Origin of the sequence: Marinobacter sp. RI1, assembly GCF_041155085.1 — a bacterium.
Lineage (GTDB): Bacteria > Pseudomonadota > Gammaproteobacteria > Pseudomonadales > Oleiphilaceae > Marinobacter > Marinobacter nauticus.
The window spans coordinates 2,131,453-2,151,850 of sequence record NZ_AP031605.1 but is presented as its reverse complement, the minus strand read 5'-3'; the positions used below and the strand labels follow the sequence as shown (position 1 = coordinate 2,151,850).

Annotated in this window: 21 protein-coding genes; 6 read left to right on the top strand and 15 right to left on the bottom strand. The window is 58.2% G+C overall.

Features of this window, described 5'->3' with window-relative positions:
• Nucleotide 1 precedes the first annotated feature (1 nt).
• Genes rsxB through nth form a run of 6 tightly spaced genes read left to right on the top strand, consistent with a single transcriptional unit; the run spans nt 2 to nt 5,560 of the window.
• Nucleotides 2-580: an electron transport complex subunit RsxB gene (gene rsxB / locus ACAM27_RS09625; protein WP_022991704.1), complete on the top strand. Its 579-nt coding sequence runs from the start codon at nt 2-4 to the stop codon at nt 578-580.
• Nucleotides 580-2,409 (top strand): electron transport complex subunit RsxC, encoded by a 1,830-nt coding sequence (rsxC, locus tag ACAM27_RS09620; RefSeq protein WP_369611853.1) that lies wholly within the window; start codon nt 580-582, stop codon nt 2,407-2,409. The genes rsxB and rsxC overlap by 1 nt, the downstream gene beginning before the upstream one ends.
• A 20-nt stretch (nt 2,410-2,429) precedes the next feature.
• Nucleotides 2,430-3,482 carry an electron transport complex subunit RsxD gene (gene rsxD, locus ACAM27_RS09615; protein WP_222197919.1) on the top strand — a complete coding sequence of 351 codons (1,053 nt, stop codon included), beginning with the start codon at nt 2,430-2,432 and terminating at the stop codon, nt 3,480-3,482.
• Between the two features lie 2 nt (nt 3,483-3,484).
• Nucleotides 3,485-4,186, top strand: coding sequence for an electron transport complex subunit RsxG (rsxG, locus tag ACAM27_RS09610; RefSeq protein WP_031209662.1), 702 nt, complete (start codon nt 3,485-3,487; stop codon nt 4,184-4,186).
• Between the two features lie 2 nt (nt 4,187-4,188).
• Nucleotides 4,189-4,905 (top strand): electron transport complex subunit E, encoded by a 717-nt coding sequence (locus tag ACAM27_RS09605; protein ID WP_023007890.1) that lies wholly within the window; start codon nt 4,189-4,191, stop codon nt 4,903-4,905.
• Between the two features lie 16 nt (nt 4,906-4,921).
• Entirely contained in the window at nt 4,922-5,560 is a 639-nt protein-coding gene (gene nth / locus ACAM27_RS09600; protein ID WP_014421910.1) for an endonuclease III, read from the top strand.
• A gap of 71 nt (nt 5,561-5,631) precedes the next feature.
• Here the strand turns inward: nth and ACAM27_RS09595 are convergent, their stop codons facing one another.
• From ACAM27_RS09595 to accA, 15 genes are all read right to left on the bottom strand, one after another.
• Nucleotides 5,632-6,207: a chalcone isomerase family protein gene (locus tag ACAM27_RS09595; RefSeq protein WP_011784447.1), complete on the bottom strand. Its 576-nt coding sequence runs from the start codon at nt 6,205-6,207 to the stop codon at nt 5,632-5,634.
• A 195-nt stretch (nt 6,208-6,402) separates the two neighbouring features.
• A complete protein-coding gene (gene rpoS, locus ACAM27_RS09590) occupies nt 6,403-7,401 on the bottom strand; it encodes an RNA polymerase sigma factor RpoS (RefSeq protein ID WP_011784446.1) in 999 nt (332 codons plus the stop codon).
• 194 nt (nt 7,402-7,595) lie between these two features.
• Nucleotides 7,596-8,381 carry a peptidoglycan DD-metalloendopeptidase family protein gene (locus ACAM27_RS09585; RefSeq protein ID WP_014421912.1) on the bottom strand — a complete coding sequence of 262 codons (786 nt, stop codon included), beginning with the start codon at nt 8,379-8,381 and terminating at the stop codon, nt 7,596-7,598.
• A 275-nt stretch (nt 8,382-8,656) separates the two neighbouring features.
• Nucleotides 8,657-9,646, bottom strand: a complete 990-nt coding sequence (locus ACAM27_RS09580) for a DUF368 domain-containing protein (RefSeq protein ID WP_369611852.1) — start codon at nt 9,644-9,646, stop codon at nt 8,657-8,659.
• Nucleotides 9,646-10,302, bottom strand: a complete 657-nt coding sequence (locus ACAM27_RS09575; protein WP_014421914.1) for a protein-L-isoaspartate(D-aspartate) O-methyltransferase — start codon at nt 10,300-10,302, stop codon at nt 9,646-9,648. The genes ACAM27_RS09580 and ACAM27_RS09575 overlap by 1 nt, the downstream gene beginning before the upstream one ends.
• Complete coding sequence (gene surE, locus ACAM27_RS09570) at nt 10,299-11,069, bottom strand: 5'/3'-nucleotidase SurE (protein ID WP_369611851.1); 771 nt, start codon at nt 11,067-11,069, stop codon at nt 10,299-10,301. The genes ACAM27_RS09575 and surE overlap by 4 nt, the downstream gene beginning before the upstream one ends.
• A gap of 20 nt (nt 11,070-11,089) precedes the next feature.
• Nucleotides 11,090-12,145: a tRNA pseudouridine(13) synthase TruD gene (gene truD, locus ACAM27_RS09565; protein WP_222180867.1), complete on the bottom strand. Its 1,056-nt coding sequence runs from the start codon at nt 12,143-12,145 to the stop codon at nt 11,090-11,092.
• Nucleotides 12,142-12,621: a 2-C-methyl-D-erythritol 2,4-cyclodiphosphate synthase gene (gene ispF, locus ACAM27_RS09560; RefSeq protein ID WP_113880492.1), complete on the bottom strand. Its 480-nt coding sequence runs from the start codon at nt 12,619-12,621 to the stop codon at nt 12,142-12,144. Before ispF ends, truD begins: the two co-directional genes overlap by 4 nt.
• A 34-nt stretch (nt 12,622-12,655) precedes the next feature.
• A complete protein-coding gene (gene ispD, locus ACAM27_RS09555; protein ID WP_369611850.1) occupies nt 12,656-13,357 on the bottom strand; it encodes a 2-C-methyl-D-erythritol 4-phosphate cytidylyltransferase in 702 nt (233 codons plus the stop codon).
• A gap of 151 nt (nt 13,358-13,508) precedes the next feature.
• Entirely contained in the window at nt 13,509-13,781 is a 273-nt protein-coding gene (locus tag ACAM27_RS09550) for a septum formation initiator family protein (RefSeq protein ID WP_011784438.1), read from the bottom strand.
• A gap of 199 nt (nt 13,782-13,980) precedes the next feature.
• Nucleotides 13,981-15,276: a phosphopyruvate hydratase gene (eno, locus tag ACAM27_RS09545; RefSeq protein WP_369611849.1), complete on the bottom strand. Its 1,296-nt coding sequence runs from the start codon at nt 15,274-15,276 to the stop codon at nt 13,981-13,983.
• 247 nt (nt 15,277-15,523) lie between these two features.
• Nucleotides 15,524-16,369: a 3-deoxy-8-phosphooctulonate synthase gene (gene kdsA / locus ACAM27_RS09540; protein ID WP_369611848.1), complete on the bottom strand. Its 846-nt coding sequence runs from the start codon at nt 16,367-16,369 to the stop codon at nt 15,524-15,526.
• Nucleotides 16,370-16,371: 2 nt separating this feature from the next.
• Nucleotides 16,372-18,000: a CTP synthase gene (locus tag ACAM27_RS09535; protein WP_022991690.1), complete on the bottom strand. Its 1,629-nt coding sequence runs from the start codon at nt 17,998-18,000 to the stop codon at nt 16,372-16,374.
• Nucleotides 18,001-18,088: 88 nt separating this feature from the next.
• Entirely contained in the window at nt 18,089-19,426 is a 1,338-nt protein-coding gene (tilS, locus tag ACAM27_RS09530) for a tRNA lysidine(34) synthetase TilS (protein WP_369611847.1), read from the bottom strand.
• Complete coding sequence (gene accA / locus ACAM27_RS09525; protein ID WP_011784433.1) at nt 19,410-20,363, bottom strand: acetyl-CoA carboxylase carboxyl transferase subunit alpha; 954 nt, start codon at nt 20,361-20,363, stop codon at nt 19,410-19,412. Before accA ends, tilS begins: the two co-directional genes overlap by 17 nt.
• Between the last annotated feature and the right edge of the window lie 35 nt (nt 20,364-20,398).

The window sequence follows — 20,398 nt, the reverse complement described above, 5'->3', positions numbered from 1 at the left end:
TATGTGGACGAGTTTCCTGATTGCCGTTGTGGTCCTGCTGGCGCTTGCCCTGGTCTTTGGCGGGCTACTGGGGTTTGCCTCTGAACGGTTCAAAGTTGAAGGCAATCCACTGGTAGACCAGATTGATTCGCTGCTGCCGCAAACACAGTGCGGCCAGTGTGGCTTCCCCGGCTGCCGGCCCTATGCCGAATCCATTGCCAACGGCGACGCCATCAACAAATGCCCGCCCGGTGGTGAAAGCACCATCAAGGCGCTGGCCGATCTGCTGGATGTAGAGCCACAACCGCTGGACGCAGAACACGGTGTCGAGCAGGCCAAGCGGGTGGCTGTTATTCGCGAGGATGAATGCATCGGCTGCACCAAATGCATTCAGGCCTGCCCGGTAGACGCCATTCTGGGCGCCGCCAAGCACATGCACACCGTTATCGAGAGCGAGTGCACCGGCTGTGACTTGTGCGTGGAACCCTGCCCGGTGGACTGCATCGACATGATCACCATCGAGCCGGATATCCGTACCTGGACCTGGACACCTCCAGCGCCCCAAATCATCACCACCGATCGCCAGGGAGCCAGCGCCTGATGACTCAGCTGTGGGATTTCACCGGCGGCATTCATCCGCCCGAGAACAAGCATCAGTCCACGGCCCGCCCGATCCGCAAGGCCGCCATGCCCGATCGCCTGGTATTGCCATTGCAACAACACATCGGCGAACCGGCAGAGTTGGTGGTTGCAGTGGGCGACCGGGTACTGAAGGGGCAGAAAATCGCAGACGTTACCAATGGCATGGGCGTGCCGGTGCACGCTCCCACTTCGGGAGTGATCAAAGCCATTGAACAACGTCCGGTTCCCCACCCGTCCGGTATGGCGGACTGGTGCGTGGTACTGAAACCGGATGGCGAAGACCAGTGGTGCGCCCTGTCACCGATTGACGATTACAAACAACTTGAGCGGGAAGCGGTGCTGCAGCGAATTCGCGAAGCCGGCATTTCCGGCATGGGTGGCGCCGGTTTCCCTACCGATATCAAGCTGAGGCCACCAAGGGATCGCAAGGTCGATACCCTGATTCTCAACGGCGCGGAATGCGAGCCCTACATCACCGCCGACGACATGACCATGCGCGAGCAGGCCACCGAGGTGGTTGCCGGCCTGAAAGTTATGGCGTGGATTCTCCGGCCTTCCCGGTGCGTTGTCGGCATTGAAGACAACAAGCCCGAGGCCATTGCCGCCATGCGCCAGGCAGTGGCGGGCACTCAGATTGAAATTGCGGTGGTGCCCACCAAGTACCCGTCTGGTGGTGAAAAACAGTTGATACAGATTCTGACCGGCCAGGAAGTCCCCAGTGGCGGTATTCCTGCCGATATCGGGGTGATGTGCCAGAACATCGGAACTGCCGTCGCCGTGGGCCGTGCTGTCTTTGAGGGCAAGCCGCTGATATCCCGTGTGGTAACCGTTACCGGCGAGGCCGTGCGGGAACCCGGCAATTTTGAAGTCCTGATTGGCACGCCGATCCATCACCTGCTCGAAACGGCAGGGATGGCGCAGGAACGTCTTGACCGGCTGATTCTTGGCGGCCCCATGATGGGGTATACCCTGACCACCGATTCCGTGCCCGTGGTAAAAACCACCAACTGCGTGATCGCGGCAACCGCGGCAGAACTGCCGGCTCCGCCGCCAGAGCAGCCGTGCATCCGTTGTGGACAGTGCGCCGAGGCGTGCCCCATGGAACTGTTGCCGCAGCAATTGTTCTGGTATTCCAAGGCGGGTGAATTCGAGAAAGCAGAACACCTGAACCTGTTCGACTGCATCGAATGCGGAGCCTGTTCCTACGTCTGCCCCAGCTCCATTCCGTTGGTCCAGTACTATCGGTTTGCCAAAGGCGAGATTCGCACCCAGCGCGCGGAACAGCTGAAAGCGGATCGCGCTCGCGAGCGCTTCGAGGCACGTCAGGCCCGCCTGGAACGGGAGCAACAGGAAAAGGAATTACGGCGCAAGGAGCGGGCCAAGGCTGCTGCCGAAGCTCAGGCCAAAAAGCAGGCGGAAGCAGAAATGGCCGCCGCCGATGGCCAGGCAAGCGACGACCGGGCAGCCAAAGCCGCCCTGGTACAGCAGGCCCTGGAACGCAAGAAGGCCAAAACAGCCGCCGACACCAAAGAGCAACCGGTACCGAGCAGCACTGAAGTGGCCGATGACAAACCCGACATAGAGGCGCTGGAGAAGCAACTCACCCAGGCAGAAGCCAAGCTCAACACCATGCAGGGCATGCTCGATGAGGCCCGGTCTCAGCAGGCGGATAATGTTGAGAAACTGGAACGTGCTGTCGCCAAGAACCATGATCGGGTGCAACGGGCTCAGCAGGCGCTTGATCAGGCTCGCAAGCAAGTGGCGGAAGAACCCGCGTCGTCTCAATAATTCAATCAGGCTGGAACTTCATGGCTCTTGTTCAACAGTCCTCACCCCATGCTCGTCGCGCGCGGCCCACGTCACGGGTCATGCTCTGGGTCATTCTGGCCGCTCTGCCCGGCCTGCTGGCCCAGACTCTGTTCTTTGGCTGGGGCAACCTGATCAATGTCGTCTGGTGCATTGCCTTGGCGCTGGGCTCTGAAGCCGCCTTCCTGAAGCTGCGCGGCAAACCCGTCGCCTTTTTCCTGCGTGACAACACCGCGGCGGTCACCGGCCTGCTGCTGGGGCTATCCCTGCCCCAGTTCACGCCCTGGTGGGTCTCCGGTATTGCCGTGGTCTCAGCAATCGTAGTGGCCAAGCAGCTTTACGGTGGTCTGGGCTCCAATCCCTTTAACCCGGCCATGGTGGGCTATGCCCTGGCATTGATCTCGTTTCCGGTCGCCATGACCACCAACTGGGCCGAAGCAGCCACGCTCTGGGGCGGCGCGCCCGGCTTTGGTGAGACCCTCGCGAAGATTTTCACTGGAAGCCAGACCGCCGTCGACGGCTGGACCATGGCAACACCGCTGGACGAATACAAACACAAGATTGCCAGTCACACGTCAGTGGAAGTGCTCGGCCACCCCACCTTTGGCAACTTGATTGCCCGGGGCTGGGAGTGGGTCAATCTGGCCTTCCTGGCCGGCGGCGTCCTGCTGATCGCCCTTAGAATCATAACCTGGCATATTCCGGTTGCCTTCCTGGCCGGTATTGCCGCCATGAGCCTGGCCTTTGGCAGCAACGCCGACCAGTACGCGCCTTTGCAACTGCACCTGCTGGCCGGTGGTACCATGCTTGGCGCGTTCTTTATTGCCACCGACCCGGTTTCGGCAGCCACCAGCCATCAGGGCAAGCTGATATACGGTGCCGGCATCGGTGTCCTGGTGTACCTGATTCGCAGTTGGGGCAACTATCCCGATGCGGTCGCGTTCAGCGTGCTACTGATGAACTTCGCGGTTCCGTTTATCGACCATTACACACCACCCCGCACCTACGGCCATCACAAGGCCCGCCGGGGCGTCCCGGGCCGGAGTGGAGGTTGACCATGAGTGCAGTAACCACCGCCATCCGTCGAAGCGCAATCGGCCTGGGCCTGTTTGCCATTATTACCGGCGGCACCATTGCCCTGACTCAGGGGCTGACCAAAGACCGGATTCAGGAGCAGGCGGCCCGCGCCGAGGCCAGGGCACTGTTCGAGATTATTCCGGAAAGCCAGCATGATAATGACCTGCTGAGAGATATGGTCACCCTGCCTGCCAGCGAGCGGCTACCCGTTGAAGGCCCCGTGCGGGCCTGGGTTGCCAGAAAAGACGGCCGGCCTATCGGCATGATACTGCCCACCGTGGCACCAGACGGCTACTCCGGTAATATCCGCCTGTTGGTTGGCCTGGATCTTCAAGGCCGGGTATTGGGCGTTCGGGTCACCAGCCATAAGGAAACACCGGGGCTTGGCGATCGTATCGAAACCCGCAAGTCTGACTGGATCTATGGGTTTGACGGGAAGTCTCTCGGTAACCCTGCCCCCAACGCCTGGAACGTGAAGAAGAACGGTGGCATCTTCGACCAGTTCACCGGAGCCACCATCACTCCGAGAGCGGTGGTGAAAGCGGTACAGAAAACCCTGGTCTATTTTCGCCAGAACCGTGAGATCATCCGAGAACGGGTGAACGCGCCCCCGGAGCCCGGTAAGCGCCGCCTGTCTCCGGAAGCCATTGCCGCCGATACTCAACCAGCGGAGCACTCCTGATCATGAGCACGAAAACGTCCAGCGAAATCATCAAGGATGGCCTCTGGCACAACAACCCTGCCCTGGTGCAGGTTCTCGGGTTGTGTCCGCTGCTTGCCGTCACCAGCACGGTCGTCAACGCCATCGGCCTGGGCCTGGCCACACTATTGGTGTTAATGGGCTCAAACCTGTCGGTCTCCCTTATCCGGAACTTCGTCAGCGAATCCGTTCGACTGCCGGCGTTCGTCATGATCATTGCCTCGTTCGTAACCTGCGCCGAACTGCTGATGCAAGCGTTCACCTATGAGCTGTACCAGATTCTCGGCATCTTCATCCCGCTGATCGTTACCAATTGCGCCATTCTTGGCCGTGCCGATGCCTTTGCTTCCAAGAATCCACCGTTACCCGCCATTCTGGACGGCGCCATGATGGGGATCGGCTTCCTTGCGGTATTGATGACCCTGGGCGCTATGAGGGAACTGATCGGCCAGGGCACATTGTTCGCCGACATGCACCTGCTCCTCGGCCCCATGGCGGCGGATTGGGTCATCCGGCCGTTCGAACAGTACCCCGACATGCTGTTCATGGTGCTTCCACCGGGCGCCTTTGTGGGCCTCGGGTTGTTGATTGCCCTGAAGAATGGCATCGACAATCACCTCAAAGAACGCAGAAAAGCCGCCGAACCCGCTCCGGCCAGCACAGGTAGCAAACGGGTGCGCGTAACCGGCACTATTTCCTGAACCAGATCGGGCCAGCATGAACAAAGAAAAACGTACCGAGATTTTCTCCCGGTTGCGGGAGGCTAACCCCAATCCGACCACAGAGCTCAATTACAGCACGCCATTTGAGCTACTGATTGCGGTCATTCTCTCCGCTCAGGCCACAGACGTAGGCGTGAACAAGGCCACCGACAAGCTGTTCCCGGTAGCGAACACGCCCGAGGCCATTCTTGCCCTGGGCGTTGACGGCCTGAAGGAATACATCAAGACCATCGGCCTGTTTAACAGCAAGGCCGAGAATGTGATCAAGACCTGCCGCATTCTGATCGAGAAACACGGCAGTGAAGTCCCGGCCCGGCGGGAAGACCTGGAAGCCTTGCCCGGCGTCGGCCGTAAAACGGCTAATGTGGTTCTGAACACAGCGTTCCGGCAGCCAGCCATGGCCGTGGACACCCACATTTTCCGGGTCTCCAACCGTACCGGTATCGCGCCGGGCAAGAATGTACTGGAAGTCGAGAAACGCTTGGTCAGGCTGGTGCCGAAAGAGTTCCTGATGGACGCTCACCACTGGCTGATCCTGCACGGCCGGTATACCTGCACAGCCCGAAAGCCGAAATGTGGCGCCTGCATAATTGAGGATCTGTGCGAATTCAAGCAAAAGCGGGACTACCAGTAAACTGTCTTGAAAGCGAACTGACAGGAACAAAAAAGCCGGCGAATGCCGGCTTTTTCAGATCTGGGTTGCGATCAACGCTGGCCCAGCATTTTCTCTTTCAGGTCTTCCTGGGCGGGCTTGTCTGACAGCCAGATACCAAACAGCGCCTTCTTGAACTCCAGGCCACCAACGGTATCTTTCTGCTCGCCGTTCTTGAGTACGCGAACGCCTTCGCCGGGCAGGTAAACCAGATCAAACACATCACCTTCGGTGATCTCTTCCTGGAATACCGCCATGAACTGGTCCACATCCGACTGGATAGCAGACAGGTCACCATCGGTGGATGCCTTGAAGCCGTCCATGGTCGCCTCAGTCATGCGCTCGCTGGTGATCATCCCCGAGGTAATGTGCAGCGTGATGGCCTGGGGCTCATCAGCGTTGATAACCGCTTCGCCATCGCTCACCTGTTCAGGTACATAGAGACCACCCACATAAAGATCCATAAACCACTTGGAACGGGTGCCGGCGCCATTGAGCTTGAGTTCCTGCCCCATGGCAGAATAGGTATCGGGCACATCGACGTCCCCTACGGTCAGGGCGGAAGCCGGGGCTGACAGAACACCGGTTAGCAAAAGGGATGCAAATCCTGCAGTAAGAGCCTTCTTCATAGTCCTTTCCTTTCGATCGTTATTATTGAGTGTTTCATTCGACACCAGGGCGACTCCCTAGATCTGCCCGGTGGCCCATTCTAACAACGAACTTTGCGGGCTGATCGCCACCTGGTTCTCATTTGCCGCCACATTTAACAAAAAAGCCGACCATGTTTCCATGGCCGGCTTTTTCACTGATCTCGTCAATCCAGTCTATTTGAACAGCAGACTTCCGGACAATCCCTCTTTCTCAAGGATCTCCCGCAGGCGACGCAAGGCTTCCACCTGAATCTGCCGCACCCTTTCCCGGGTCAGGCCAATCTCCTGGCCAACCTCTTCCAGGGTACTGATGGGATAGCCCCTCAGCCCGAAACGGCGGGAAAGCACTTCCTGCTGTTTGTCGCTGAGCTGGTCAATCCATTTCTCCAGGCATGAACACATGTTGTTGTCCTGCAGCAGATCCGCAGGATCCGACGCGCCCTCATCGGCCACGGTATCCATCAGGGACTTGTCACTGCCAGCCCCGATCGGAGTGTCCATGGAGGCAACGCGCTCGTTGAGGCCGAGCATGCGTTTTACGTCGTCAACCGGCTTGTCGACCATGCGGGCAATTTCTTCCGCGGTCGGTTCATGGTCCAGTTTCTGGGTCAGCTCACGGGCGGCCCGCAGGTACAGGTTCAATTCCTTGACCACATGAATCGGCAGACGGATGGTGCGGGTCTGGTTCATGATGGCTCGTTCGATGGTCTGGCGAATCCACCAGGTAGCGTAGGTGGAGAAACGGAATCCACGCTCGGGATCGAACTTCTCAACCGCCCGAATCAGCCCCAGGTTACCTTCCTCGATCAGATCAAGCAGTGTCAGCCCGCGGTTGACGTACCGACGAGCAATCTTGACCACCAAACGGAGATTACTCTCGATCATGCGCTTACGGCCGCTCTCTTCGCCTTTACGGGCAAGCCGCGCGAAGTACACCTCTTCTTCCGGAGTAAGCAGGGGAGAAAAACCAATTTCGTTGAGGTACAGCTGAGTGGCATCCAGCTGCTTCTGGTTGGAGTAGTACTTTCCCTGTGCGGGAAATCCATCTTCGACTTCTGCAGTTTCGTCTTCAGCAGAAGCTTTTTCAGGCTTGTCTTCGGCTAACAGCTGATCGTCGGCGTCTTCCAGATCTGCTACGCGATCAATGATGATATCTTCCTGTTCTACTGACATTGTTTACCCCGCCTCTCAATAATCCTGTTGTCACCCGCTACTTCTTTTTATTCCGGGAGTGTTTCAGTTTTGGTTTTCTTCAGGACATTTACTTGTTGGCTGGCAATTACCGTTGCCGTTTTTGTTCTTCTGTTTCGCGGTTTCAGTCAGGCTGTTGGGTAATACCCTCCGGGCCTCGGGCCCGTGCGCGTTTTTCAGCGCCTTGGCAAATACCTGGATGGATCTACCGGGTTGCCATTCTTGCGTATCTCGAAATGCAACTTCGGTTTGTCGGTTCCGGTATTGCCCAGTTCGGCGATTACCTGTCCAGCTTTCACACCCTCCCCTTCCTTTACGAGAATTTTCCGATTGTGTGCGTAGGCGCTCAAATAATGTTCGTTATGGTTCACGATAATCAGATTGCCATAACCTAGCAACCCGTTTCCTGCGTATACCACGCTTCCATCAGCCGCCGCCTTGACAGCATCACCGGGATTGCCGGCGATATCAATGCCTTTATTGACTTTGCCAGACGAAGAAAAGTTTGCAATTACAGTGCCAGAATGCGGCCAGTGCCACCGCACATTGGCCACCACCTGACTACCGGATGACCTGGCCGTCGGAGCGGAGGTTGCGGGTTTGGCAGCCGGTTTCGACACCGTCGCGCCTGCACCTGAACGGGAAGGGGGTGGTGATGCCGCGGGCCTGGAGGGCGCGGTCGTCCGCGCGGTCCGGGGGATCGTGCCCTTGCGATCGAGTCGAAGCACCTGCCCCGGACGAATATTCCAGGGCGGCCCGATGCCATTGGCATTACCCAGCTCCCGATAGTCCCGGCCGTACTGCCAGGCGATCCGATACAGGGTTTCGCCCTTTTTGACCACATGGGAGCCCCAGTAAACCGGGGGGTTATACAGATCGTCCTGATAGATTGCACTGGTATTGCAGCCAGAGAGCACAAGCACGGCGACGACCAGAAGCGCCGTCATGAGGGCCCGGAACAATGGAGGGCTCCGGCGCTCAGAAGCCGGGACTTCAGACCACCAAACGGGGAAATGCTCAAATTGAATGCGCCCGTTAAAAAGAGTCACGTATTAAAAGCTGCCCGGTTATGAAAAATCCGTCTTAAGAATAGCCCTGATTTTATCCAGTTTCTTATCATTCAGGACTAACTTACTAATATATTGCACGATTATCGGGCAATTCCAAGTTACCCTGTGCACAGGATTGTTACCCTCGGGAACAGTCTTTTTGTGCGCCAGGTAACGCTTTCTCTTGCTCAGGCAGAACCACTCTCCGCAGGCGTTGCCTTTTTGCCGACCAATTCAATCACTAATACCAACGCCAGCCCGAGCGCCGCCATTAACACCGCTAGCAGAATCTGGGGATCCTGCCCGTAAAGCGTTGTCCAGGTTTCCGGTGTCACCGGGGTCTGGCTCAACGGTACCTGATGCCCGGCACTGTTGGTACGCCAGCTGAGGGTTTCCTGCCAGGGCCAAACCTTACTCAAGGCGCCCACCATAAAGCCGGTGAGCAGCGCTAACACAGTGTCGTGAAAATGCCGAAAGGCCAGCGTAATCAGGCGCGCAACCGACAACAACCCAATCAGGCAACCCAGCACAAACAGCCCCAGATGGATCAGTTCAAGATTTTTGATCGCGGCAAGAACGGGGGCGTACATGCCGATAATCAACAGCAGGAAGCTGCCAGAGATTCCGGGCAGAATCATGGCGCAGATGGCCAGCGCGCCAGCTCCAAGGAAGGCAATACCCGTGGGCGCAAGTTCACTGGCCGGCAAGGTCGTCACCCACCAGGCAAAGACAGCCCCCGCCACAAACGGCACGAGCAAACCGGCCCGAGGGCGCTGGATCTGCTGACCAACATGCCAGACCGAGGCCACGATCAAACCGAAAAAGAAGCTCCATATCAGAACCGGCTGGGTTTCGAGCAACCAGGTAATAACAGAGGCCAGACTGGCAACACTCGAGACAATCCCCGCCAGCAGGCACACCAGAAATGTTCCGTCGATGGCTCGCCAGAAGCCGGCCACATTACCCCGCACCAGTTGGCGCACAAAGGCTACGGGCGCGGCACTGATGGCCTCCAGCAAGCGGAAGTAGATACCGGTGATGAAGGCAATGGTGCCACCGGAAACACCTGGCACAACATCCGCGGCACCCATCGCCATGCCCCTCAGAAATATCGCAGGCAGGCGGTGATGATACTCAGTCTGGTTTTGGTCTGTTTCCGACACCGACGGTTCTGACATTAACGGATAACTCCCCCCAACAAAGGCACAAAATGCACCGGTTCAAGGTTGTGGCGCTCAAAGCGATTGCCTTTGCGGATAATCTCAACCAACACCTGATTCTCTTCCCCCACCGGGGCTATCAGCACGCCACCATCGGCCAGCTGATCCAGCAGTTCTCTGGGAACTTCCACCGGGGCTGCCGTTACGATGATGCCATCGAAGGGCCCTCGTTCTGGCCAGCCCATACCACCATCCGCATGTTTAAGCAGGACATTGCGCACGTTTAACTGGCGCAGCCGGTCCCGGGCACGATCCTGGAGCGGGCGGATACGCTCAACACTGTAGATCTCGGGGAACAGTTGCGAAAGCACGGCCGTCTGGTAGCCGGAGCCGGTCCCCAGTTCCAGCACCCGTTGCGGCGCATGGGCCAGCAACAGCTCAGTCATCCGGGCGACGATGTAGGGTTGGGAAAGAGTCTGGCCATGCCCGATAGGCAGCGAGGTATCCTCGTAGGCCCGGTGCGACAACGCTTCATCCAGAAAGATATGCCGGGGCACCTGGCCAATCACCTCAAGCACCCGGTCAGACTCTATTCCCCCCTCACGCAGACGCTGCACCAGACGCATGCGCGTGCGCCGTGAGGTCATACCAATGCCTTCGAGCTGGGCCGTCATGGCTGACCTCCGGTACTCATATCCAGACCGTCAACCCATTCCCTGAGGCCGGACAAGGCTTCGTGCCGGGTCATATCGATGTGAACCGGGGTGATGGACACATAGCTCTCACGCACGGCATGAAAATCCGTGCCCGGGCCTGCGTCTCCACCCTGCCCCGCTGCCCCTATCCAGTATCGCTGCTTGCCTCTCGGGCAGGTCATCGGCACCGCACCTTCGGCCCGTTCACGGTGCCCCAGACGGGTCACGCGGAACCCGCTAAGCTGTTCCCAGGGCAGATCCGGCACATTTACATTGAGAATGGAACGGGGGCCCAGTTTCAGGGCCTGCTTGTACTCCAGCAACAGCCGCACTACCCGGGCAGCCGTGTCGTAATGGAAATGGCCATTGTTGACCAGCGATACAGCAATGGCAGGCAGCCCCAGATGGCGCCCTTCGGTAGCAGCAGCCACTGTGCCCGAGTAGATGATGTCATCACCAAGATTGGCGTGGGTATTGATGCCCGACACCACCCGATCAAACGCCGTGTCGAACAAACCGTTAACGGCCAGGTGTACGCAATCTGTCGGCGTTCCGTCGACAGACCGGAAACCATTGGGGTGCTGCTCTACCGTAAGAGGTCGGTTCAGTGTCAGGGCATTACTGGCACCGCTGTGATCCCGGTCCGGGGCAACAACTTCCAGCTCCCCGAGGCCCTTCAGACCCTCATACAGCGCCACCAGACCCGGCGAATGAACGCCATCGTCGTTGGACAACAGAATTCGCACAATTATCTCCGCTAGCCATACTACTTGTTATCACGGCTGAGGCTCAGGTCCTCAAGCTCGAAAAGGTCACCCAATACCGTTGTGGCATATTGCCCGGGCGACAACACAAACTGAATTCGCAGGGTGGTGGTATCCAGCCACTGCCATTTGAACTCTCCCGGGCGGGCTACCAGGGGGCGACGCTCCGGTTTCATGCGGGTGGACTGGAACAACCTGGCCAACCCCGGGCAGGCATCCACCACACCACGCTCAAGGGCTTCCTGCTCGCCCGAGGCCAGCGTACCGCCATCGCCCCAGAGTGGTCCGGTGGGCCCGGCACCTGAGGGTTCCGGCTCTCCCGGTAACACCTCGGTCCAGGTTCGATTGCTGACCCGCTCCGCAAGTACCTGATTGAACAGCCAGGAACGTGCCGCCGAAAAGTACAATACGTTTTTCGACGCGCTTCTGCCAGCGCGTCCGCGCTTGCGATTGAGCCGTGAGGGATCAATCTGTACAGCACGGTCTAGATTCGCTCCCTGAAAACCGAACCGCTGGGGGCCAAAATAATTGGGGGCGCCCTGACTCGCCAACCGCGCAAGCCCAGCTTCCACAAGCTCGCGCTGGCCCGTCACATTGCGCAGCACAATCTCAAAACCATTGGTCTGATGATCGCCCCGCCTCAGTTTGCGGGAATGGCGAACCGCGGCCCGAACCGGCCAACGCTGGCCAACCTCTGCCATCAACGCCTGATCGTCCGCTTCCTGGCCAGGCCGATAAAGACTGAACCACTGAACCGTCACCGCATGCCGGTCTTTCAGGCCACAGAAACCAACATCGAAAGAACGACAGCCCGCCAGTGCCGCCAGCTCCCGGGCGACGTACTCGGTATTGTCACCGGTTTTCTCCAGCCGCAGGCAAAGGTGCTCACCGTCGCCGGATACCTCAACCGGACCTGACGCCGCGGCATCATCCTCCCGCGTCGGCCAGAGCGACTCCGTAACCCGGAAATCCTCTGGCGACGTTTTCAGTTCAGCACGACCAGCCCGAGCTCCGCCAGACACCGGCCAGTCCAACAGCCACTGAGAATCCTCACTCACTGGGAAACCGCCTCAAGCAGACACACCGCCTGACAGGCAATGCCTTCCCCTCGCCCGGTAAAACCCAGCTTTTCTGTGGTGGTGGCTTTCACGCTCACCCGATTAGCAGGCACGCCCAGATCCTCGGCAATGTTCATCCGCATCGCCTCTATGTGGGGCGCCATTTTCGGCGCCTGGGCAATGATTGTGGTATCAATATTGGTAACCGCGTAACCCTCATCCAGCACCCGCTGCATCACCCGCCGCAACAAGTCCCGGCTGTCTGCGCCGGCCCACTCCTCGCTGGAATCCGGAAAGAAATGGCCAATATCACCCAGCGCCACCGCACCCAACAGCGCATCCGCAAGCGCATGCAACAGAACATCCCCGTCCGAGTGCGCCTTCAGACCGTGGCTATGGGGAATTGTCACACCCCCAAGAATGACAGAATCGCCCTCACAGAAGGCATGGACATCAAAGCCCTGACCAATGCGCATGATCATCTCCGAAAACAGAACATAATGCAGGGAATCACTGACGCCCGAGAATAAACTCCGCCAGCGCCAGATCCGAGGGGACCGTAATCTTCAGATTATCCGGGCGCCCTTCCACCAGAACCGGCATGTTACCGGAAAACTCCATGGCAGAGGACTCATCCGTAATCGCCTGGCCACGTTCCAGACACAATGACAACGCCTGTTTTAACGCTCCGAACCGGAACATCTGCGGCGTCAATGCCCGCCACAACCGACTCCGGTCAATGGTCTCACTCACCACCAGCAATGATCCCGCCTCGGCAAGCTTCAACGTGTCCGCCACCGGCGCAGCCAGCAAACCACCCACCGGATGCTCAAACAACGTCTCAATCAGACGGGACAGATCTTCAGAATGAACACAGGGCCGCGCCGCATCATGAACCAGCACCCAGTCATCATCCGCCGCCTGCCCCTCCAGGGCTACCAGCGCCGACAACACCGAATCCGCTCGTTCTTTACCCCCGGAACAGGTCTGCACCCGATCATCCCTCGCCGACTCACTCTCCGGCCACCAATGGTCCTGCGGATTCAGCGGCACCATACAGCCTTTAAACGGGGCGTTGTCCAACAAACGGGACAGGGTGATATCCAGGATGAAACGGTTATTGATTTTGAGGTATTGCTTGGGGCATTCGGCGTTCATGCGCTGGCCGATACCGGCGGCGGGGACAATAAGCCAAAGATCTGCATTTTTCATGGGACGGCACTTCAAAGGTCAGGTGAGCGTCGGGGAGTGTCTCTCCGGGAATTTCGAAAGCCAGGGATGGCCTGAGAGAAGCGCACATGGATGTGCTTGTAGCGGTTCCCGGAGAGACACTCCCCGGCGCTCGCACCACCCGGGTCTGAAATCAATTTTCAACAACGAGAAAGAACGTCTCATCCTCACGAATCAGGCCAAGATTCATCCGGGCCCGCTCCTCAACGGCGCCCTGCTCATTGCGAAGATTCCGCACCTCCGCATAAAGCCGGTCATTCCGGGCCGCCAACTCGGCATTCTCTTCCCGCTGCTCGGCAATCGACTGCTCCAGGGCCCACACCTGCGCAAAACTGCCCTCCCCGATCCACAGGCGAACCTGCAGCAGGAGTATCAGCACTACCAGAATGGCCCAAAGCGATTTCATGCCGAATCCGTACAGAAAATGAACAACAAAATAAACGAGTCGAGGGTCAAGTATAGACCTTATAGTAGATTAGCAACAATTTTCTGTAAGTCACTGTACAAAAAGGCCATCGTGTCTGAATTTTCATTCAGAACGCGATGGCCTTAACATTTTGTTACCTGCAGGAATGGACCGGCAGGTCAGAAAACGTCGCTAATCCTCAACCCTGACCTTTGATTTCGCTCAGGCCACGGTATGGTGCCTTACCTTCCAGCGCCTCTTCAATACGCAGCAGCTGGTTGTACTTGGCAACCCGGTCGGAACGACACAGAGAACCAGTTTTGATCTGGCCAGCACAGGTAGCTACGGCCAGATCCGCAATGGTGGTATCTTCGGTTTCACCGGAGCGGTGAGAAATGACCGCCGTGTAGCCAGCATCCTGAGCCATCTTGATGGCATCCAGAGTCTCGGTCAGGCTACCGATCTGATTGAACTTGATCAGAATGGAATTACCAATGCCCTTCTCGATACCCTGCTTCAGAATCTTGGTGTTGGTGACAAAAAGGTCATCCCCGACCAGTTGAACCTTGCTGCCCAGTTTGTCGGTCAGCACTTTCCAGCCGTCCCAGTCGCTCTCGTCCATACCATCCTCGATGGACACAATCGGGTAACGGTCGCACAGGCCGGACAGGTAATCGGCAAAGCCTTCGGAATCGAAGCTCTTGCCTTCACCAGACAGCTGGTACTGGCCATCTTTGTAGAACTCGGAAGAGGCACAGTCCAGCGCCAGAGTGACGTCTTTGCCCAGTTCATAACCGGCTTTCTCGACGGCTTCCTTGATCGCCGCCAGGGCTGCTTCGTTGGACGGCAGGTTGGGGGCAAAACCGCCTTCGTCGCCTACGGCTGTATTCAGGCCCTGGGCCTTCAGCACTTTCTTGAGGCTATGGAAGATTTCGGCGCCAACGCGCAGGGCTTCACCGAAGCTGTTCACGGAGACCGGCTGGACCATGAATTCCTGGATGTCGACGTTGTTGTCGGCGTGCTCACCACCGTTGAGGATGTTCATCATCGGCACCGGCATGGAGAATTTGCCGGAGGTGCCGTTTACATCGGCGATGTGCTCATACAGGGGCTTGCCCAGGGAGATAGCTGCGGCTTTGGCAGCAGCCAGGGATACGGCCAGGATGGCGTTGGCGCCCAGGTTGGCTTTGTTTTCGGTGCCGTCCAGGTCGATCATGATCTGGTCCAGACTGCGCTGGTCGGCGGCATCTTTACCCAGCAGGGCGTCACGAATCTGACCGTTGATGGCTTCAACGGCTTTGCGAACACCTTTACCGAGGTAACGGGAGGCGTCACCATCGCGCAGTTCCAGAGCTTCGCGGGAACCGGTAGAGGCGCCGGACGGCGCGCAAGCGCGGCCCAGTGTACCGTCTTCCAGGATGGCGTCTGCTTCCACGGTGGGGTTACCACGTGAATCCAGAACCTCACGGGCTTTGATGTTGGCAATCTTGGTCATTCGTATGGTTCTCCAGATTTTATCTTCTAAACACTGAACAAGCTTTGAATTTTGGTGCAAGAGCAAACAACTGGAAGGCCTTGGCGAAAACCGCTACGAGCACATCCATGTGCGCTTCTCTCAGGCCATCCCTGGCCTTCGAAATTTTCGCCAAGGCCTTCCAGCCGTTTGCTCACGAAACCTGCAGTATGCCGTCAAACTTTTAACGCCAGAAATCTGCGGGCTTTTAAATTGCCAACACCGCCAATCAGGCGGTGTCGATAGGTTTAAAACTTTTTGCCAGATCGTCGACAGCTTTCACACGCTCAAGGAACGGTTCCAGCTGGCTCAGGCGCAATGCGCAGGGGCCATCGCATTTGGCGTTATCCGGGTCTGGGTGAGCCTCAAGGAACAGGCCAGCCAAGCCCTGAGACATTCCCGCCAAGGCCAGGTCGGTGACCTGAGCGCGACGCCCGCCGGCTGAGTCTGCCCGACCACCCGGCATCTGCAGAGCGTGGGTGACGTCGAAGAACACCGGCACATTCATCTGTTTCATGATGCCAAATCCGAGCATATCCACCACCAGATTGTTGTAGCCGAAGCTGGTGCCGCGCTCGCAGAGGATGATCTGGTCGTTGCCGGCTTCTTCGCACTTGGTGATGATATGCTTCATTTCCTGGGGTGCCAGGAACTGGGCTTTCTTGATGTTGATGACGGCGCCAGTTTTGGCCATGGCCACCACCAGGTCAGTCTGCCGGCTCAGGAAGGCGGGCAACTGGATGATGTCGCAGACTTCCGCCGCCGGGGCAGCCTGGCCGGGCTCGTGCACGTCTGAGATGATCGGTACGCCATACTTGCTCTTGATATCAGCCAGGATCTGCAACCCCTTGTCGAGGCCGGGACCGCGGAAGGAGTTGACGGATGAGCGGTTGGCTTTGTCGAACGACGCCTTGAATACGTACGGGATGCCCAGACGAGTGCAGACATCCACATACTTTTCCGCCACTTCAAACGCCAGTTCCCTGGACTCAAGCACATTCATGCCGCCGAACAGCACAAACGGCCTATCGTTGGCGATCTGGATGCCCGAGACGTTCAGGTTGCTGCGCGCCATAATCAGGATCCTTTCTTGTTCGCCAGCGCGGCTTCAACAAAGCCCTTGAACAGCGGATGGCCGTCGCGGGGTGTTGAGGTAAATTCCGGGTGGAACTGGCAGGCAACAAACCAGGGGTGATTCGGCGCTTCCACCACTTCAACCAGCTTGCCATCGGCAGAGCGGCCGGAGATTTGCAGGCCTGCTTCTTCCAGCCTGGGCAGGAAGTGGTTGTTGACTTCGTAACGGTGACGATGGCGCTCACGGATGGTCTTCTTGCCGTAACAGCCAACGATGGTGGAGCCTTCGGTCAGCACACAATCCTGGGCCCCCAGACGCATAGTGCCGCCCAGGTCGGATTCTTCGGTGCGCTCTTCTTTTTCACCGGTGGCATCGAGCCATTCGGTGATCAGGCCGACAACCGGCTCCGGTGTGTGTTCACGGAATTCCGTGCTGTGGGCGTCTTTCAGGCCGGCCACGTTGCGGGCGTATTCGATAACCGCCACCTGCATACCCAGGCAGATGCCCAGATACGGCACCTTGTTTTCACGGGCGTACTGTACGGTGCGGATCTTGCCTTCCACGCCACGCTCACCAAAGCCACCGGGCACCAGAATGGCATCGGCGGATTCCAGCACGGAGGTGCCGTCGCGCTCGATGTCTTCGGAATCGATGTAGTTGATGTTGACCTTGGTGCGGGTCTTGATACCGGCGTGCAGCAGGGATTCGATCAGGGACTTGTAGGCGTCCAGCAGCTCCATGTACTTGCCGACCATGGCGATGGTGACTTCGTCCTGCGGATTCATCAGTGAATCCACAACCGCATCCCATTCGCTCAGGTCTGCTTCACGGGCATCCAGGCCGAAGCGTTCGATAACCAACTGGTCCAGACCGTATTCGTGCAGCATGCGCGGAATGGCGTAGATGGACCTTGCATCCTGCATCGGAATGACCGCGCGCTCTTCCACGTTGGTGAACAGGGCAATCTTGCGACGGGAGCTGGCGTCCACTTCGTGCTCAGACCGGCACAGCAGGATATCCGGCTGCAGGCCGATGGAGCGCATTTCTTTCACGGAATGCTGGGTCGGCTTGGTTTTGATCTCGCCGGCGGTGGCGATGTACGGCACCAGAGTCAGATGCATGAACAGTGCACGCTGGGAGCCTACTTCCACCTTCAGCTGACGACAGGCTTCCAGGAAGGGCAACGACTCAATGTCACCCACCGTGCCACCAACTTCAATCAATGCCACGTCGGCACCCGCTGCGCCTTCCACCACACGGCGTTTGATTTCGTCAGTGATGTGCGGAATGACCTGAACGGTACCACCCAGATAATCGCCCCGACGCTCCTTACGAATAACCTCTTCGTACACCCGGCCGGTGGTGAAGTTATTGCGCTTGGTCATTGGAGTGCGAATGAAACGCTCGTAGTGGCCAAGGTCGAGGTCGGTTTCCGCGCCATCTTCGGTGACGAAAACCTCACCGTGCTGGAACGGGCTCATGGTGCCGGGGTCCACGTTGATGTACGGGTCCAGCTTGAGAATGGTGACCTTCAGGCCGCGTGCCTCAAGGATGGCTGCCAGTGAGGCAGACGCAATACCTTTCCCCAATGAGGACACGACACCGCCGGTGACGAAAATATAACGCGTCATGCAGATTCCGTGATTATCTGGTTCGGTGAAGGAGGGAGATTATTCATCTCAAGATGGGACGCCAGACTACCAGAAAGCCCCTCTCTACTCAATCACAATCCCGCTCCACAATCAGCCGCCAGCCGGCGGCATGGGCGCCTCCGGAGTATTGTTCAGAACACCACAAATCGCCAATGGCAATCCATGCCTCTCGAGCCGCCGAGACCTCGTAAACCAGCGGCAGAGCCGCTCTCTCCCAGGGTGGCACGCCCTGCTCCTGCAACCAGGTTTTCAACGACCGGGAGGGTAAATTGGCCCCGAACCGGATTCGCTCCCCGCCCTGCCTCGTAGATACCCTTATTTCCGGGCAGGAAGATTCCGGTGTAGTGCTCAGCGAATCCGGCACCAGCTGAAGGGTCCACCACCCCCACTTCAATAACTGACCAGGCAACAAGGTTCTGGGGGCTTCCGGAATCCGGACCTCGGCCACCAGGTACAGATGATCCCGATAACGGCGGATACAGAATCCGTCTCCACGAATTTCCGGAGTTCGATCCGAACCTGCGTGAATCAACTGGTCGAGTGCTGAGCACCAATCTGAAAGCGCCGGAACCGGCAATCCCCGGCCATGAATCCACCAGCGCACCAGGTTCCGGCGCTCGATCTGCCCAAGTGCCGAGAACGGGGCCAGGCGGATTCGACCTTTATCGTCGCCGCAACTCTGCCATTGCAACTCCGCCAGCCTCTGACTCAGGGTTTCACTCTCGGCGCAGGCCCGGGCACTGTGAGCAACGCGCTTCAACAAACCCGGCCAACGCTGTTTAAGGCCCGGCATTACCGAGTGCCGCAGATAATTGCGGTCGTGCACTTCACTCTGGTTGCTGGGATCTTCTGCCCAGCTTACCCCCTGCTCACGCGCCACCTGTTCCAATCGACTGCGGGATACGTCAAGCCAGGGCCGGTAGAGATGCCCCAGCCCGAGCGACCGGGTGGCAGGCATTCCGGCCAGACCGTTTACGCCAGTGCCACGCAGCAGCCGGAACAGAACCGTTTCTGCCTGGTCGTCTGCATGGTGCGCCATCAGGAGAAGGTCGTTGTCTCCCAGAACCTCCCTGAAGACCTCGTAGCGCGCCGCTCTTGCTGACTCTTCGAGGCTCCCCGCGCCCGTAGCTACATTCACTCGACGCACCTGGAGTTCGACGCCCAGTCCAGCACAGAGATCGATACAGGCGCGCTCCGTCTGATCGTGATTGGACTGTAACTGATGATTGATATGCAACGCTCTGACGCGCGGATGGGCGGCCGCAACGACATGCAAAAGCAGGGATGAGTCCAGGCCGCCGCTCAGGGCGACCCAGAGTTCATCACAGGCGGGAAGTTTCTGAACCGGCCCGATCAGGTCTTCGGGCCAGGTATCCCGGCGAGCGGTGTTACCGCCCGCCGTCATAGCGGGTAAGACGCTCGTACCGGCGGGAAACCAGTTCATCCAGCGGCAATCGGCTCAGCTCAGCCACGCCCTGGGCCAGCGACGTCTTCAGGGTTTCCGCCATTTTTTCCGGATTGCGGTGAGCGCCGCCCAGCGGCTCATCGATCACGTGATCCGCCACACCCAGCTCTTTCAGACGATCGGCGGTAACGCCCATGGCCTCAGCCGCCTGAGCAGCGTACTCGGCGCTCTTCCAGAGGATGGAGGCGCAACCTTCCGGAGAAATAACGGCGTAGGTGGAGTACTGCAACATGTTGAGCTGGTCGCAGACACCGATCGCCAGTGCGCCACCGGAACCACCCTCGCCGATCACGGTAGAGATAATCGGAGTTTTCAGTCTCGACATCACCGCGAGGTTGAATGCGATGGCTTCACTCTGTCCGCGCTCTTCGGCACCGATACCGGGATAAGCGCCCGGGGTATCGATAAAGGTCAGAATCGGCATTTTGAAACGTTCAGCCATTTCCATCAGGCGCAGAGCCTTGCGATAACCTTCCGGACGAGGCATCCCGAAGTTGCGCTTGACCTTGTCCCGCACTTCACGACCCTTCTGGTGGCCGATAATCATGACCGGCGTGTTATCGAGGCGAGCAGTGCCGCCAATGATCGACAGATCATCGGCGTAGCGTCGATCACCATGCAGTTCGTCAAAATCCTCGAAGATCAGGTCAATATAATCCTGGGTATAGGGCCGGCGCGGGTGCCGGGCCAGACGGGCAATATCCCAGGACTTTAGGTCGGAGAAGATCGACTCGGTCAGACTGATGCTCTTCTTTTTCAGGCGGCTGATTTCGTCGGTGATATTGATATCGGTGTCGTTACCCACCATGCGAAGCTCTTCAATCTTGGCTTCCAGGTCGGCGATCGGCTGTTCGAAATCCAGGTAGTTAGGGTTCATGATGTTCCATCATTTTATTGCCAGGCGGGCCGAAA

Excerpts from the sequence above, each read along its gene's own strand:
- rsxB (WP_022991704.1), top strand. The coding sequence starts at position 2 with ATGTGGACGAGTTTCCTGATTGCCGTTGTGGTCCTGCTGGCGCTTGCC.
- rsxC (WP_369611853.1), top strand. The coding sequence starts at position 580 with ATGACTCAGCTGTGGGATTTCACCGGCGGCATTCATCCGCCCGAGAAC.
- rsxD (WP_222197919.1), top strand. The coding sequence starts at position 2,430 with ATGGCTCTTGTTCAACAGTCCTCACCCCATGCTCGTCGCGCGCGGCCC.
- rsxG (WP_031209662.1), top strand. The coding sequence starts at position 3,485 with ATGAGTGCAGTAACCACCGCCATCCGTCGAAGCGCAATCGGCCTGGGC.
- ACAM27_RS09605 (WP_023007890.1), top strand. The coding sequence starts at position 4,189 with ATGAGCACGAAAACGTCCAGCGAAATCATCAAGGATGGCCTCTGGCAC.
- nth (WP_014421910.1), top strand. The coding sequence starts at position 4,922 with ATGAACAAAGAAAAACGTACCGAGATTTTCTCCCGGTTGCGGGAGGCT.
- ACAM27_RS09595 (WP_011784447.1), bottom strand. The coding sequence starts at position 6,207 with ATGAAGAAGGCTCTTACTGCAGGATTTGCATCCCTTTTGCTAACCGGT.
- rpoS (WP_011784446.1), bottom strand. The coding sequence starts at position 7,401 with ATGTCAGTAGAACAGGAAGATATCATCATTGATCGCGTAGCAGATCTG.
- ACAM27_RS09580 (WP_369611852.1), bottom strand. The coding sequence starts at position 9,646 with ATGTCAGAACCGTCGGTGTCGGAAACAGACCAAAACCAGACTGAGTAT.
- ACAM27_RS09575 (WP_014421914.1), bottom strand. The coding sequence starts at position 10,302 with ATGACGGCCCAGCTCGAAGGCATTGGTATGACCTCACGGCGCACGCGC.
- ispF (WP_113880492.1), bottom strand. The coding sequence starts at position 12,621 with ATGCGCATTGGTCAGGGCTTTGATGTCCATGCCTTCTGTGAGGGCGAT.
- ispD (WP_369611850.1), bottom strand. The coding sequence starts at position 13,357 with ATGAAAAATGCAGATCTTTGGCTTATTGTCCCCGCCGCCGGTATCGGC.
- ACAM27_RS09550 (WP_011784438.1), bottom strand. The coding sequence starts at position 13,781 with ATGAAATCGCTTTGGGCCATTCTGGTAGTGCTGATACTCCTGCTGCAG.
- eno (WP_369611849.1), bottom strand. The coding sequence starts at position 15,276 with ATGACCAAGATTGCCAACATCAAAGCCCGTGAGGTTCTGGATTCACGT.
- kdsA (WP_369611848.1), bottom strand. The coding sequence starts at position 16,369 with ATGGCGCGCAGCAACCTGAACGTCTCGGGCATCCAGATCGCCAACGAT.
- ACAM27_RS09535 (WP_022991690.1), bottom strand. The coding sequence starts at position 18,000 with ATGACGCGTTATATTTTCGTCACCGGCGGTGTCGTGTCCTCATTGGGG.
- tilS (WP_369611847.1), bottom strand. The coding sequence starts at position 19,426 with ATGACGGCGGGCGGTAACACCGCTCGCCGGGATACCTGGCCCGAAGAC.
- accA (WP_011784433.1), bottom strand. The coding sequence starts at position 20,363 with ATGAACCCTAACTACCTGGATTTCGAACAGCCGATCGCCGACCTGGAA.